This is a genomic window from Streptomyces sp. CB01635, from assembly GCF_002803065.1.
In the GTDB taxonomy this organism is placed as follows: Bacteria; Actinomycetota; Actinomycetes; order Streptomycetales; family Streptomycetaceae; genus Streptomyces.
This window is the reverse complement of record NZ_NNBL01000023.1, coordinates 18,693-33,404: the sequence shown is the minus strand read 5'-3', so window position 1 is coordinate 33,404 and position 14,712 is coordinate 18,693. Positions and strand designations below refer to the sequence as shown.

Here is a 14,712-nt window from a genome sequence, read left to right as displayed (position 1 = left end):
GGGGGTGCGGGGCTTGAAGGGGGTGCCGGCGGCACGTCCGCCGGCATTCGTTCCGTGCCCGCCGGTAACACCGACAACGCGTCGCTCGGCAAGGGGGTAGACGCATGCTGACCACGCTCACCTCCGCCTGGGCGAATCTGCGGACGCGCCGGCACCTCTTCGCGGGGGCGTTCGTCGCCGTCGCGCTCGGGGTGGCCCTGGTCGCGAGCATGGGGCTGGGGCTCGCGGCGGCCGCCGACCCGCCTCCGGGCAAGCCGCAGCGGTTCGCCGCACAGCCTGTCGTGGTCATGCCACACGACACTCTGACCGTAGAGGTCGACCGGGGCCCGAACCGCGCCCGGGACACGAAGAAGACTCCCTATCCACAGCCTGTGGACAAAGAATTGCTGGGCGAGCTCGCCGATTTGGGCACCGTTCACCGTGATCATCTCGCGCCGGACGCGGTCGGCGTGGACGCCTCGGCCACCGCCGTACGCGAGGTGGTCGGCGACCGGGCGCAGGTCCTGACCGGCGCGGCACGGCACCTGGCAGACCCGGGCGCGGAGCGCGACGCGCAGGCGGTCGTGGCGGTGCGGGCGATGCTGGGCACCGCCGGCGGGGTCTCCGCGTTCGTCGCCGTCTTCGTCACGGCGTCGACGTTCGCGTTCGTCGTCGCCCTGCGCAGGCGGGAGTTCGGACTGCTGCGGCTCGCGGGCGCCACGCCGGGACGCGTACGGCGGCAGCTCGTCACCGAGGCCCTCGCGGTCGGGGTCGCGGCGAGCGCCACCGGCTGCGCCCTCGGCTCCTGGGGTGCCCCACTGCTCGCCCGGGCGCTGATCGACAACGGAATCGCGCCCACGTGGTTCACCGTGAGCGGCAGCGGAACGGCGCTCTGGACTTCCTGGGCCTCTTGGTCCTACTGGGCCTCGTGGCCGTTCCAACTCGCCTTCTGGACCGGCCTGTTCGTGGCAATCGCGGGGGCATGGGCCGCGTCGCGGCGGGCCGGACGCATCGGCCCGGTGGAAGCGCTGCGGGACGCCGACGTGGACACGGACGTCATGCCGTGGAGCCGCCGGATCGTCGGCGCCGCACTCCTGTCCCTGGGACTCGGCCTGACGGTCCACACCCTCTGGACCGACCCGTCGGCGCTCTTGAAGCGCAAGACGTACACCACCCAGCCGATGATCCTCATCACGGCGGCGGCCGCGCTGGCCCCGCTCCTTGTGCATCCGGTGCTGCGGCTGGTCCGGCTGCCCGGAGCGGTCGGGCTCCTCGTCCGCGAGAACGCCGCCGCCTCCGTCCGCCGCACCGCCGCGGTGGCCGCACCCGTCCTGATAACAGTGGCGCTCGCGGGCTCCCTGATGGGCTCGGCGGAATCAGTGAGCGCGGCGAAGGCACAGGAGGCGAGCGAACAAATGCACGCTCAACTCATCGCCACGGGCGATGACTTGAGACTTGCACGGCGGCCGGTTCCGGGCGTAGCCGCCGTGTCCCCGTCCGCCTCCGCCGCGGTCTTCGTACGGGAGGAGGGCACCGCCCTCCTCCGCTCCGAGGCGCGAGGCGTGAGCGACCCCGCGGCCCTCGCCGCGACGAGCCGCCTCCCCGTCGTCGCCGGAGACATACGCCGCCTCGACGACCGCTCCATCGTCGTCAACGAGGAGTGGGAACACCACCGCGTCGGCGACCGCCTGACCGTCTGGCTCGGCGACGGCCGCCGCACCACGCTCCGCATCGCCGCCGTCCTGGCGCGCGGCACCGGCGACAACGGCGCATACGTCACCATGGCCAACGCGGGCGCGGCCCCGGTCGACCGGATCGACGTACGCCTGACGCCGGGCGCCTCACCCGCCACCGCGGCGGGCGCGCTACGGGCGGCCACGTCCGGACACGACGTGCGCGTACGCACCGCAGCCGCCTGGCTCGACGCCACCCACCCCCGGGTCAAACCCCAGACCCGGCAAGGGATGCTGCTCCTCCTGGGCATCGCCCTCACCTATACGACGATCTCGCTGGCCGGAACGCAGTTGATGGCCGCTTCCGTACGGGACGGGGAGCTGCGGGCCCTGCGCCGGGCCGGGGCCACGCGAGGCCAGGTCAGGTGGATGCTCGCCGGCGAGGCACTGGTCGCGGTCGCGGCAGGCACGGCCCTCGGACTGGCCGTCACCGCGCTCAACCTGGGAGGACTCGCGGCTGCGCTCGACCTGCTCGCGCCCGGGTCCGGTGCGGGGGCGGGGCTTGGGACTGGGCTCGGGAGTGGGACCGGGAATGGGCCTGGGGTCGTTGTGCCGTGGGGCGTCGTCGGTTCGGCCGTGGGCGTGTGTGCGGTGGTCGCTGTGGGGGCGGGAGTGTTGGGCGCGGGGTGGGGGCGCCGGAATGGTGTGCGCGGGTGAGAGCGCTCGGGTGACGGGGCGACGGGTGCCGAATGCGGCGTGTGCCGGACGCGGCGAGTGCCAGGCGCGGAGGGTGCCGGATGCGGCGGATGCCGAGCGCGGCGGATGCCGCCCTTGTCACGCCGCCGCGTGGAACTGGCCACAGCCTCACCTCTGGATCCCACCTCCAGCTTCGACAGGATGTTCGCCACATGGAACTCCACCGTGGACTCGCTGATGTGCAGGTCCTGCGCGATCACCCGGTTGCGGTGACCCCGGGCGAGGTGGGAGAGGACCTCCAGCTCACGGCGGCCGAGGTCGGCCAGGGGGTGGGCGGCCTCGGCGCGGGGCGCGGTGAGGGGAACCATCGCCGTGACCGTCTTACCCCAGCCCGGCACCGCGTCCACGTCGAGCCGGCCGCCAAGCACATCGAGGCGTGCGCCGGCCCGACCCGTGACTGCCTCGGAATCCACGAACGTCTCGGGTGGTTGTGCCATGGCGAGCGCGGTTGCCGAGGGTGTGCCTGCGGGCCCGATGGGATGGGCCATGGCTTCGAGCGTACGACTCGTGCGTGCGCCGGTAGGCCGGTCCTTCGGACAGGCAGAACGGTTCGAAGGGCGGGGCGGCCCGGCCCCGGCGACGATCGACTCTGAAGAACGTGACTCTGCAGAGCTCAAGAGAACGTACGAGATCGCCAGGGAACACCGGAGGACACCAGCAGGACCAGCCCCGCACCAGTCCCGCACCAGCCCCACCCGGTTCGAAGAAGCAGTGAAGCGAGAGGAAGACACCGGCATGGAAGCCATCGTTTTCGAGGAGTTCGGCGGACCCGAGGTACTGCGCTTCAAGGGCGACATCGAGGAGCCGCACGCGGGTCCCGGCCAGGTCCGGGTGAAAGTCGCGGCCGTCGGGGTCAACCCCATCGAGTACAAGATCAGGAACGGCTGGATGGAGCAGGCTTTCCCGACCTCCCTGCCGGCTGTGCCCGGCAACGAGTTCGCCGGAACCGTCGACGAGCTCGGCGAGGGCGTCACCGGCCTCTCGGTCGGCGACGAAGTCCTCGGCTGGAGCGAGACCGGCGCGTACGCCGCCTATGCCCTGGCTCAGGCCTCCGCCGTCACCCCGCGGCCCACCGGACTCGAACCCGCCGCGGCGGCCACCCTCCCCATCGCCGGCGAAACGGCCCAGCGCGTCCTCGACCTGCTCGGCGTACGCAGCGGCGAGACGCTGCTGATCCACGGCGCCGCGGGCGCGGTCGGCTCGATGGGCGTGCAGCTGGCCGTGGCCCTCGGCGCGACGGTGATCGGCACGGCCTCCCCCGCCAATCACGAGTATCTGCGCTCCATCGGCGCCGTCCCCGTCGCATACGGGGACGGGCTTGTGGAGCGGGTGCGCGCGGTGGCCCCGCAGGGCGTGGACGCGGTGTTCGACGCGGCGGGCAAGGGCGCGCTGGCGGACTCGGTCGAACTCCGCGGAGGCACGCCGGACCGGGTCGTCACCATCGCCGACCCCGACGCCGCCAAGTACGACGTGACCTTCGCGTCCGGCGGCACCGACCGTGCCAAGGCCCGCGAGGGCCTCACCCACCAGGCCGCACTCGCCGCGGACGGCAAACTTCACATCTCGATCGCCGACACGTTCCCCCTCCGCGACGCGGCCAAGGCACAGACCCTGAGCGAGACGGGCCACGTGCGGGGCAAGCTGGTGCTGCTGGTGGACTGAGGAGGCAGGTGGTCCTGGTGATCCTCGTGGGGTGAGCCGGCGCGGGCCCAGGGCACGCAGGGTCGCCGGCACGCGCCGCCCACGAGGACCCCGCCTCCGCCAGCCATGACGCCACCCGCCCCTGCGGATGCCGACTCCGCCGGACACTGCGACGCTCGAGGGATGAGAGTGGCGCTTGCACAGACCGACTGTGTGCTCGGCGACGTGGACGCGAATCTGACCGTCGCCCGGGAGCAGACCGAGCAGGCGGCGGCCCAGGGCGCCGACCTCGTGGTCTTCCCCGAGCTGAGCCTGCACGGCTATCACCTCGGCGCCCTGCGCCAGGACGCCTCCCTCCCGGTGACGGACCCGCGTCTGGCCGCCCTCTCGACGCTCGGCGCGGATGTCGTGATCGGCCTGCACGAACACACCAGCCTGCGCGCCTACAACACCTCCGCCTACTACGCAGGTGGCCAACTCCTCCATTCCCACCGCAAGTTGTACCTGCCGAACTACCTGGCCTGGGAAGAGCGCAAGCACGTCAGCCCCGGCCAGCAAGTGCGCGCGTACGACCTGCCGCACGGCCACGGCCGCGCCGCGACCCTCGTCTGCAACGACGCCTGGCAGCCGGTCCTTCCGTGGCTCGCCGTGCAGGACGGCGCCGAGGTCGTCATCGTCCCCGCGAACAGCGCGGCGACACTCGACCCGGAGGCCATGGACACGGGCCTGTACTGGGACACGCTCCTCGCCTACACGGCGAAGATGCTCCAGTGCTGGGTCGTCTTCGTGAACCGCGTCGGCAATGAACATGGCGCCTCCTTCTGGGGTGGCTCCCGCGTGGTCGACCCGCGCGGGACGGTCGTGGCCCAGGCCCCCAAGTGGGAACCGAGCTTGGTGACCATCGACATCGACCTCCATGAGGCCCGCCGGCAACGCAGGGTCGTCCCTCTGGTCGCGGAGGCCCGCCTCGGCCTGATCGACCGCGAGGTCCGCCGCCTGATCGACGAGGGCGGCGACAGCTGACGGGAATCCCGGCCCAGCCCCACGCCCGGTCGGCGCCCGCCGTCACCTCTACGAGCACCACCACCGCCCCGCCTGCCCCGACGCACCCGGCGCTGTCAGTGCCGGGTGTAAAACTCACCGACATGACCGAGAAGTGGGCCATCGCGGCCACCGAGGACGGCGGAGCCCAGCTCGCGCCGCTCGGTGCCGACGGCGCACCCGCCGCCCCGGTCCGCCACGAGACCAGCCTCGCGGAAGCGGTCCGCTCCCGCCCCGACGTCACGCGCTGGATCTGGCGATCGACAGCGGCCGTCTATCCCCGCCTGCTCGCCGCGGGCGTCCGCGTACCACGCTGCTATGACATCGAGGACGCCGAGACTCTCCTCCTCGGCCACGCCGGCCGCTTCGGGGAACCCCGCTCCGCGGCCGCCGCCCTGGCCAGGATCCACGGCACGGCCGTCCCCCCGGACCCCCCTCAACGAGCCGCGACCCCCGGCTCCCAGTCCTCCCTCTTCGAACCACAACCCGTCCATGTCCCCCTCGAAGACCTCATAGAGGTGTACGCCGATCAGCAGCGCCGCCACGACGCCACCGCCCACCCGGGCCGGATGCGACTGCTCACCGCCGCCGAGTCCGCGGCCATGCTCGTGGCAGCCGAGATGAACGCGGCGGGCCTCCCCTGGAGCGCCGACGTGCACCGCTCCGTACTGCACGAGCTGCTCGGCGAGCGCTACGCGGGCGGCGGCGAACCGCGCCGCCTCGCCGAACTGGCCGACGAGGTGTCCGAGGCCTTCGGCCGTCGCGTGCGCCCCGATCTGCCTGCCGACGTGGTGAAGGCGTTCGCCCAGTCCGGCGTCAAGATCACGTCCACGCGCCGCTGGGAGATCGAGTCGATCGACCATCCGGCCGTGCGGCCCCTGATCGAGTACAAGAAGCTGTACCGGATCTACACCGCACACGGCTGGTCCTGGCTCCAGGACTGGGTCCGCGACGGCCGCTTCCGCCCCGAGTACCTGCCCGGCGGCACCGTCACGGGACGCTGGGTCACCAATGGCGGTGGCGCGCTCCAGATCCCCAAGGTCATCCGCCGTGCCGTCGTCGCCGACCCGGGCTGGCGCCTCGTCGTCGCCGACGCCGACCAGATGGAACCCCGCGTCCTCGCCGCCATCTCCCGCGACCCCGGCCTGATGGAGGTAGCCGGGCGAGAGACCGACCTCTATCAATCCGTCTCCGACCGGGCCTTCTCCGGCGACCGCGCCAAGGCAAAGCTGGCGGTGCTCGGCGCGGTGTACGGCCAGACGTCCGGCGACGGCCTCAAGAACCTCGCCGCCCTCCGCCGCCGCTTCCCACAAGCCGTCGCCTACGTCGACGACGCCGCCCGCGCGGGCGAGGAGGGCCGCCTCGTACGGACCTGGCTCGGCCGCACCTGCCCACCGGTCGCCGGCGCCGGCGACCAGGACGAGGCAGGCATCCCCCAGGACGGCCCGACGCCCGAACAGGCATCGGGAGACACCGAGTTCACCCCCGGCTACGCCTCCTCGAACGCCCGCGCCCGCGGCCGCTTCGCCCGCAACTTCGTCGTCCAGGGCAGCGCCGCCGACTGGGCCGACCTGATGCTCGCCGCCCTGCGCCAGTCCTGCACCGGGATGGCGGCGGAACTGGTCTTCTTCCAGCACGACGAGGTGATCGTGCACTGCCCGGAAGAGGAAGCGGAAGCAGTGACCGCGGCGATCCGCGTGGCCGCAGAACTGGCCGGCGACCTCACATTCGGCGACACCCCGGTCCACTTCCCTTTCACCACCGCAGTGGTGAAGTGCTACGCCGACGCGAAGTGACGCCCTTCTACAAGGCCACTCACAACACCCCGGAGCTCACAGCCCGGCGGCCACCGATCACCAATCACTGAACAGCGCATACTGCACACCGGTCGGCGGTCGCCGAGCACAAAGGGCCAAGGACCAAGGACCAAGGACCAAGCCCCGAGAGTGTCCCTTGTCGCCGCCCTACCCCTGCCACTTCTCACTCGTGGCTATCGCCTTGAGCTGCGTCATGGTCAGCGCGGGCGTCGCCCTCGTGGCCGCGGTGTTCTGCGTGCCTGAGTTGAACGCCGATATCACCACGCGGAACCCGTCCTTGCGGATCGTGTCCACGGTCCACATCACCACGCCCTGGCCTCCCTTCTCGCCGGGCCCTTGATGCGTGACGACCTTCGTGCCGTCCGGCAAGGTCTGCGCGCCTGAGCCGAAGAGCTCGCCCTCCACATCCGACATGTTGGGCTGCACATTGATCTGGACGAGGCTCGCCCCCTTGCCGTCGTTCACCACCACGTACGCGAAGCCGTCGTCGCCCTGGCGGGTCGTCACCTTGGCACTCTTCGGCAGCAGCGAGGTGAGGTTCTCGAGAATGGTGTCGCCGCTCACGGCCTGCGGGACCGGCTGCTGCACGGGCTCGTCCTGCGGCTTCGGCAGCGCCCGCAGCATCGGACGCCACTCCTTCGAGGTCACCAAAGCCTTCAACTGCGTAATGCTGAGCGGTGGTTCGGCCCGGGAGACGGGTTCGCCCTTCTCCGCCGGCGCATTCCATTCGCTGGCATCGACGGTGAAGCCCTCCGGCGTCACCACGTACGCGTGCCACCACTTGGTGTCCGCGCGCTTGTCCGGATACTCGTAGCCCTGCAGGAGCAGCAGCCTGGAGCCGTCGGTCAGCGTCTTGCTCGAGCAGGAGTCGTACGGCGTGTAGACCTTCGCGGGGCAGGCGAGCTGTTCCGCGACCCTCGTGCTCTCAGGGTCGACCCGGCCCAGACTCAGCCCGATGGCCGCCTTGCCCTTGCCGTCGTCGAAGACGACCGAGGCCAGTGGCCCGAGCTCGTCCTCCGTACCGCGGCCCGACTCGCTGCTGAACTTGCCGTCGGGCAGCAGACCTTCGAGGGTCTTGATCAGGTGGCTGGCCGAGAACTGCGGCCCTTCACCCGGCGCGCTCGTCTTCCCCTCAGTCGTGCTGCCCGGCTTGGGCTGCGCGGCCACCGGGCTGCCGTGCCCGGCCTCGGCCCCGAAGGCCCCGGCGGCGTACGACGCACCGAATCCGACCGCGGCGAGCGCGGCGAAGCTCCCGGTGACGGTCGCGGCCCGCCTCCGCCGCAACCTGCGCCGGCCGCGTGCCACGCCACCGTCGACCAGCGGCCCACCCGCGGCGTTGAACGTCTCACCGGTTATCCGCAGGGCCTCCCCGAAACCACCCACGAAAGCTTCCTGGTCACGGTCTTCGTCTGTTCCTGACATGCCGAACCACCACTCCTCACACAAGATCGAGTCAAGCTCATTACGCGGCGAACTCGGCTACGCTGCCGCCCAGTTGTTCCCGCAGCCGCGCCAGCGCCCGCGTGCTCCGCGTACGCACCGCCGCCGAGCTGACGTTCAGAATCTCCGCGGTCTCCATCACGGACCGGTCCTCCCAGTACCGCAGCACGATCACTGCCCGGTCCTTCGGCGGCAGCTGTCGCAGCGCGTCGAGAAGAGTGATCCGCAGCGAGGCGTCACCCGGCGTGCTGTGCGAGGTCTCCGGAAGCTCATCGCTGGGCCGCTCCTGTGCGGAACGCCGCCGCTGGTGCGCGAGGAAGGCACGTATGAGGACGGTCTGGGCGTACGCCGCCGGGTTCCCGACCCGTGACGACCGCCCCCACACCACGTACATCCGCCCCAGCGTCTCCTGCACCAGATCCTCGGCGAAGTGCGTATCGCCACTGGTCAACAGGCATGCCGAACGGAACAGGTGTCCTGTCCGGGCCTCCGCGAACTCCCGGAACCCGCTCTCCTTGGACCGCCTCATCAGGCGCCCTCCCCCTCATCGCCCCACACCTTTTAGATGCGGTGAGGCGGACGGGATGTTTCAGCGACGCCGCGTTCCAACCGAGACCTTGCGGCGCTCACGCTACGATCCGCCGCACGATACGACGCGGCCCGGCCCAGTCGCCCACCTCAAGCCGAGGCGGGCCCGCCGGACCGGGCCGCGTAATCAACTCTGAACTCGCATTCCGAACACTGAACTCGCGCAATGGAGAGCGGGAATCGCCTATCGCCTATCGCCTATGGACGAAGCGCGCAGTGGTGGAGCGGCACACCCCTCCCGCCCGGCCCTACCAACTCGCGCCCGCCGGCTGCCGGGTGGTCACGTTGAACCGGTTGAAGAGATTGGTGACGCCGATCATGAGTATCAGCGCCGCGAGCCCGCGCTCGTCGTAGTGACGGGCGGCCTCGTCCCAGACGGCGTCCGGCACCGGGTCCGTGGAGTCGGCAAGCCGGGTCACCGCCTCGGCAAGGGCCAGCGCGGCCCGCTCGGCGTCAGTGAAGTACGGCGCCTCACGCCAGGCGGCGACGGCGAACAGCCGGTCATCACTCTCCCCGCCCTTACGCGCACTGCGCACGCCGGCGTCGACGCAGTAGCTGCACCCATTGATCTGACTGGCCCGCAGATGCACCAGTTCGAGCGTGCTCCCGGGAACACCGCCCTCACGGGTGGCCTTCAGAAGCGCCAGCACGGGCTGCATAGCCCCGGGAATGAGCTGGGCCGGGCTCTCCATACGCGCCTGAATGGTCATGTCTTGTCCTCCGTCAGCTCTGTCTCTCTGCCTTCAATGAACTGACGGACCCCGACGCAGGAGTGTGACGACCTGAACGAAGATCTTCGCCATGCCAAGCAACGAGGCCCACCAACGCCGTGGGCCTCATCTCCACAGCCCGCCCCACGTGAGCGACACACCGCAACGGCCAGGGAAGATGCCCCTGTGACCCCCGACCTCGTCCTGTGCGGGCTCGCCGCCAATACCGCTCTGCCCAAAGACCTCATCGATCAGTTGACCGACCAGCTGACCACTGCCGCACGCAACACCCCCGCCGGCGGCACCCCCAGGGCCCACGTCAGCGGCCCCGCCGGCGCGCTCGCCGGCGACTCGCTCAGCGACCTCGTCAATGAGCTTGCCGACCGCCCCGACCTCACCCACGCGCAGGCCGCCGCCCTGGCCTCCCTCGACGAGTACGCCGCGGTGCGGCTGGCATACGCGGGCCTTCTCACCGCTGACGACATCGACCCTGCGGCCCGGCCGCTCGCCGCGCTCGCTCTGCTGGACGAAGGTGCCGGTCGCGAGACATGGGTCCGGGCCTTCGCAACCGATCCCGTCGTCATGCACCGGGAAAAGCTGGCGGCATGCCCCGATCTGCCGTCGGACGTGACGGAAGCGCTCGCCAGCGACCCCGACATACGCGTCGTCGCTGAACTGGCGTCATGGACAACGCCCGCCATGGCCATCCGACTTGCACGGCATCCGCACGCCGAGGTGCGCCGCGCGGTCGCTGCGAACGAACGGACACCCCCCGCCGTACTGTCCGCACTCATCACGGAAGGCGTGCTCCCTCCCGCGCAGGCGTGCGTCGTCTGCGAGAGCAAAACGACGCCCTTCGTGCACGATCCGCAGTGCCCGATCCCCGACTGCACGCTGCCGCCAGACGCCTCGTGCGACGGCGTCACCCACGCATCCACCGTGCACGCGATGCAGTGTCTTGCCCTGCAGAACCCGGCCACGCCCGCCGAAGCCGCCGCGGCCTTCGCGAACCACTCATCAGCCGTGCTCCGCTGGGCTCTCGCCTCCCGCCCCGGGCTGCCCCCGGAAACGTACGCCCGGCTCGCCCAAGACCCCGTCCCCGGCATCCGGGCCGACCTCGCCGCGAATCCATCGATCGGCGAACCGCTGATGCGTGAACTGGCCACCGACCCCGGCCACGACGTTCAACGCAGACTCGCGCACAACGCGGCCGTGCCGCTGGACATCCTCATCTCCCTGGCAGGCACCACGAAGACGGGATCCGTACTGCTGCCCCGTATCGCCGCCGCCTCGCTCGCGGAGGTCGAGGAGCTGGCCGCGTCGCCGTATCCGGCCGTACGCATGCTGCTCGCCGCGCGACGCGATCTGCCGAACGGGATCCGGGATGCCCTGGCCGCTGATCCCGACGCGAAAGTCCTCAAGGCCGTCGCCCCTCATCCGGGCCTCTCCGAAGCGCAGCTGCGCGCCATGGTGGACCGGCACGGGGCCCGCGTCATCGCCAGGGTGGCGACCAACCCCAGCGCGACACCATCGCTCCTGGCCTATCTGGCACACCAGGTCGAGCACCGCTCACCCGCGCAGAAGCTGCTCCGCGAGATAGCCCGCCACCGCAACGCCACCGCCCCGGCGCTGTTGGCCTGCCTGTCGGACGTCCGGGCGAGACCTCTGGCCGCTGCCCACCGGGCTCTGCCTCCCGCGGTCATCGCCGAACTCCTTGTAGACGACGACCCACACGTCGCGGCGGCCGCAGCCACCAATCCGTCACTGCCGCCCGAGCTGATGTGGACCCTGTTCGCCGGCCGCTGACCCCGGACAAGACGCACCGGCCGGCACCGGATTCGCCATCAGCAGGACAAGAACCCGAGCACGTCCCCCAGAACAAGCAAAAGCCCCAGATCACGGCGAGTGAGTTCTGGGGCTTCCACAGAGCCGCCTTCGGGATTCGAACCCGAGACCTACGCATTACGAGTGCGTTGCTCTGGCCATCTGAGCTAAGGCGGCGCGCCGTCTGCACCATGGTGCGGTCAGCAACGTCGCCAAGTCTACACAGTTTTCGGGGGTGCTCTGCACACCCCCTGCGGAGGCCCCGGGACGGGTGTCCCGGGGCGTCAGAAAGCGCCCTCGCACCCCTTATGTGCAGCGCTTTCCGTCCTTGGGCGGGGTGCCGTCCACGAGGTACGCGTTGATCGCGGAGTCGATGCAGTCGCTGCCGCGGCCGTACGCCGTGTGGCCGTCGCCCTCGTAGGTGAGGAGCGTGCCGGAGTCGAGCTGGCCGGCGAGGGCCTGTGCCCAGCGGTACGGGGTGGCCGGGTCGCGGGTCGTGCCGACGACGACGATAGGGGCGGCGCCCTTCGCCTCGATGCGGTGAGCCTCTCCGGTCGCCTTCACCGGCCAGTACGTGCAGTTCAGTGCCGCCCATGCGAGGCCGTCGCCGAAGACCGGGGACGCCTTCTCGAAGGACGGCAGGGCGGACTTCAGGTCATCGGGGCTCTTGAAGGACGGCGGCAGGTCGAGGCAGTTCACGGCCGCGTTGGCCGCCATCAGGTTCGCGTACGTGCCGTCGCTGTCGCGCTCGTAGTAGCTGTCGGAGAGGGCGAGCAGGCCCGCCCCGTCCTTGTCCTTGATCGCCGAGCTGAGTGCGGAGCGCAGCTGCGCCCATTGCCCCTCGTCGTACATCGCCGCGATCACGCCGGTCGTGGCGAGGGCCTCGCCGAGCTTGCGGCCCGAGGGGTCGCCGGTGGGGATGGGGGTGCGGTCAAGGTCGACGAAGAAGGCCTTGAGGCGCTTGCCCGCGTCGGCGACACTCCCGGTACCCAGGGGGCAGTCGGAGCGCCGTACGCAGTCCTTCGCGAACGACTGGAACGCCGTCTCGAAGCCGGCCGTCTGGTCGCGGTTCATGTCCTGCGCCGACAGGGACGGGTCCATCGCGCCGTCCAGGACGAGACGGCCGACCCGCTCCGGATAGAGCCCCGCGTAGGTCGCCCCGAGGAATGTGCCGTACGAGGCCCCGACATAATTCAGCTTGGCGTCGCCGAGCGCCGCGCGCAGGATGTCCATGTCGCGGGCCGCCTCGACCGTGGAGACGTGCGGCAGCACCTTGCCGGACTTCGTCTCGCAGCCGGCCGCGTACTTCGTGAAGGCCGCCGACAGTTCGTTCTTCTCCGCCTGGTCGTCGGGCGTGACGTCGGTCTGCGTGTAGGCGTCCATCTGCTTGCCGTCGAGGCACTTGACCGGTTCGCTGCGGGCGACGCCACGCGGGTCGACCGCGACCATGTCGTAGCGGGCGCGGACCGCCGCCGGGTAGCCGAGGGCGGCGTACGACTGGAGGTAGCCGATCGCCGAGCCGCCGGGCCCGCCGGGGTTGACCAGGAGCGAGCCGAGGCGCTTGCCCGGGCCGGTGGCCTTCTTGCGGGCCACCGCCAGCTTGACGTCACCGGCCTCCGGCTTCTCGTAGTCCAGCGGCGCCTTCATCGTGGTGCATTCGAAGCCGGGGACGCCGCACTCCCGCCAGGTCAGCGACTGCGCGTAGTAGGCCGACAGATTGGCGGGGGTCGCCCTGGGCAGCGCGGCCAGCGAGACGTCCGCCGTCCGTGTGCTTCCCGAACTCCCTGGTGAGCAGGCGGACATGAGGAGTCCGGCGGCGGCGAGCAGGGTTCCACAGGCCCGGAGGCCTCGGACAGGGGAATGGTGACGCCTGAAGTACATCAGCCGAGCCTAACCGTCCGCGTTCGGCCAGTCGCGGAGTGTGGCCGCCGCGCCCCGTACGAGTTAATCGAATTAATAGAAGGTGTGTCAGCCCGCCCGCAGCGCCATCGTCATCGCCTCCACCGCGAGCAGCGGCGCCACGTTGCGGTCGAGCGCGTCACGGCATGCGGCGATCGCCTCGATGCGGCGGAGCGTGGCCTCGGGCGAGGCCGCGCGGGCGAGGCGCTCCAGGGTGTCCTGCGCCTCAGTGTTCGCGAGGGCCACGCGGGAGCCGAGCTGCAGGGCAAGAACATCGCGGTAGAAGCCCGTGAGGTCAGTGAGGGCCAGGTCGAGGCTGTCGCGCTGCGTACGCGTTCTACGGCGCTTCTGGCGGTCCTCCAGCTCCTTCATGGCACCGGCCGTGCCGCGCGGCATCCGGCCGCCGCTCTGCCCGCCGAGCGCCGCCTTCAGCTCCTCGGTCTCCTTGGTGTCGACCTCCTCGGCGAGCTGCTTGGTGTCCTCCGCCGCGGTGTCGATCAGCTCCTGGGCGGCCTTCAGACACCCGCCGATGTCGTCGACACGCAGGGGCAGCTTCAGCACCGCCGCTCTGCGCGCCCGCGCGCGCGGGTCCGTGGCGAGGCGCCGCGCGCGGTCGATGTGGCCCTGCGTGGCGCGGGCCGCCTCGGCGGCGACGGCCGGCTCGATGCCGTCGCGTCGTACGAGCATGTCGGCCACCGCCTCGACCGCGGGCGTACGCAGCGTCAGGTGGCGGCAGCGGGAGCGGATCGTGGGCAGCACGTCTTCCAGGGAGGGCGCGCAAAGCAGCCAGACAGTCCGCGGGGCGGGCTCCTCGACGGCCTTCAGAAGTACGTTCCCCGCGCCCTCCGTGAGGCGGTCCGCGTCCTCCAGGACGATGACCTGCCACCGGCCCACCGCAGGCGAGAGGTGTGCTCTGCGGACAAGCTCGCGGGTCTCCTTCACACCGATGGAGAGCAGGTCTGTACGGACGATCTCCACATCGGCATGCGTGCCCACGAGGCTGGTGTGACAGCCGTCGCAGAATCCGCAGCCTGGGGCTCCGCCCAGCGCTCGGTCCGGGCTGACGCACTGGAGCGCGGCGGCGAACGCGCGCGCCGCGGTCGCCCGCCCCGCTCCGGGCGGACCGGTGAAGAGCCAGGCGTGCGTCATCCTGGAGGCCTCGGGCGGCGGAGCGTTCGTCGCGTTGGCCGTGACGAGCGCGTCGGCGTCCCGCGCGGCGGCGTCGAGCTGCGCGGCCACGCGCTCCTGACCCACCAGGTCGTCCCATACGGGCATGGACTACCGCCTCACCGTCGAACTCCGGCACTTCGCTCTACCGGATTCATTGTGCGGGACGCCACTGAC

General features: G+C 71.0%; 10 protein-coding genes, 1 tRNA gene and 1 pseudogene. 5 read left to right on the top strand and 7 right to left on the bottom strand.

Annotated features, from left to right (window positions below):
• The first annotated feature begins 104 nt into the window (after positions 1–104).
• Positions 105–2,369: an ABC transporter permease gene (locus CG723_RS35650; protein WP_199842022.1), complete on the top strand. Its 2,265-nt coding sequence runs from the start codon at positions 105–107 to the stop codon at positions 2,367–2,369.
• A 200-nt stretch (positions 2,370–2,569) separates the two neighbouring features.
• Here CG723_RS35650 and CG723_RS48145 read toward each other — a convergent pair.
• Positions 2,570–2,716, bottom strand: a pseudogene (locus CG723_RS48145) (LuxR C-terminal-related transcriptional regulator); the annotation flags it as partial.
• A 427-nt stretch (positions 2,717–3,143) separates the two neighbouring features.
• Here CG723_RS48145 and CG723_RS35640 point away from each other — a divergent pair.
• The 3 genes from CG723_RS35640 to CG723_RS35630 all read left to right on the top strand — a co-directional run bounded on the left by CG723_RS35640 (position 3,144) and on the right by CG723_RS35630 (position 6,886).
• Complete coding sequence (locus tag CG723_RS35640) at positions 3,144–4,070, top strand: NADP-dependent oxidoreductase (RefSeq protein WP_100597675.1); 927 nt, start codon at positions 3,144–3,146, stop codon at positions 4,068–4,070.
• Between the two features lie 162 nt (positions 4,071–4,232).
• Entirely contained in the window at positions 4,233–5,072 is an 840-nt protein-coding gene (locus CG723_RS35635; RefSeq protein WP_100597674.1) for a nitrilase-related carbon-nitrogen hydrolase, read from the top strand.
• 122 nt (positions 5,073–5,194) lie between these two features.
• Positions 5,195–6,886, top strand: a complete 1,692-nt coding sequence (locus tag CG723_RS35630) for a bifunctional 3'-5' exonuclease/DNA polymerase (protein ID WP_100597673.1) — start codon at positions 5,195–5,197, stop codon at positions 6,884–6,886.
• Between the two features lie 168 nt (positions 6,887–7,054).
• On the opposite strand, the gene CG723_RS35625 is transcribed toward CG723_RS35630, so the two are convergent.
• The 3 genes from CG723_RS35625 to CG723_RS35615 all read right to left on the bottom strand — a co-directional run bounded on the left by CG723_RS35625 (position 7,055) and on the right by CG723_RS35615 (position 9,645).
• Entirely contained in the window at positions 7,055–8,329 is a 1,275-nt protein-coding gene (locus CG723_RS35625) for a hypothetical protein (RefSeq protein ID WP_100597672.1), read from the bottom strand.
• Between the two features lie 40 nt (positions 8,330–8,369).
• The gene (locus CG723_RS35620; protein WP_100597671.1) at positions 8,370–8,876 is read right to left on the bottom strand and encodes a SigE family RNA polymerase sigma factor; all 507 of its coding nucleotides are present in this window, start codon (positions 8,874–8,876) and stop codon (positions 8,370–8,372) included.
• Positions 8,877–9,183: 307 nt separating this feature from the next.
• Complete coding sequence (locus CG723_RS35615) at positions 9,184–9,645, bottom strand: carboxymuconolactone decarboxylase family protein (RefSeq protein ID WP_234374687.1); 462 nt, start codon at positions 9,643–9,645, stop codon at positions 9,184–9,186.
• Between the two features lie 186 nt (positions 9,646–9,831).
• Between CG723_RS35615 and CG723_RS35610 the strand changes: the two genes are divergently transcribed.
• On the top strand, positions 9,832–11,451 hold the full coding sequence (locus tag CG723_RS35610; protein ID WP_100597670.1) for a hypothetical protein: 1,620 nt from the start codon (positions 9,832–9,834) through the stop codon (positions 11,449–11,451).
• Between the two features lie 121 nt (positions 11,452–11,572).
• On the opposite strand, the gene CG723_RS35605 is transcribed toward CG723_RS35610, so the two are convergent.
• The 3 genes from CG723_RS35605 to CG723_RS35595 all read right to left on the bottom strand — a co-directional run bounded on the left by CG723_RS35605 (position 11,573) and on the right by CG723_RS35595 (position 14,643).
• A tRNA-Thr gene (locus tag CG723_RS35605) sits at positions 11,573–11,646 on the bottom strand.
• A gap of 129 nt (positions 11,647–11,775) precedes the next feature.
• Positions 11,776–13,350, bottom strand: coding sequence for an alpha/beta hydrolase (locus CG723_RS35600; protein ID WP_100597669.1), 1,575 nt, complete (start codon positions 13,348–13,350; stop codon positions 11,776–11,778).
• A gap of 87 nt (positions 13,351–13,437) precedes the next feature.
• Positions 13,438–14,643, bottom strand: coding sequence for a DNA polymerase III subunit delta' (locus CG723_RS35595; protein ID WP_100597668.1), 1,206 nt, complete (start codon positions 14,641–14,643; stop codon positions 13,438–13,440).
• Positions 14,644–14,712: the final 69 nt, after the last annotated feature.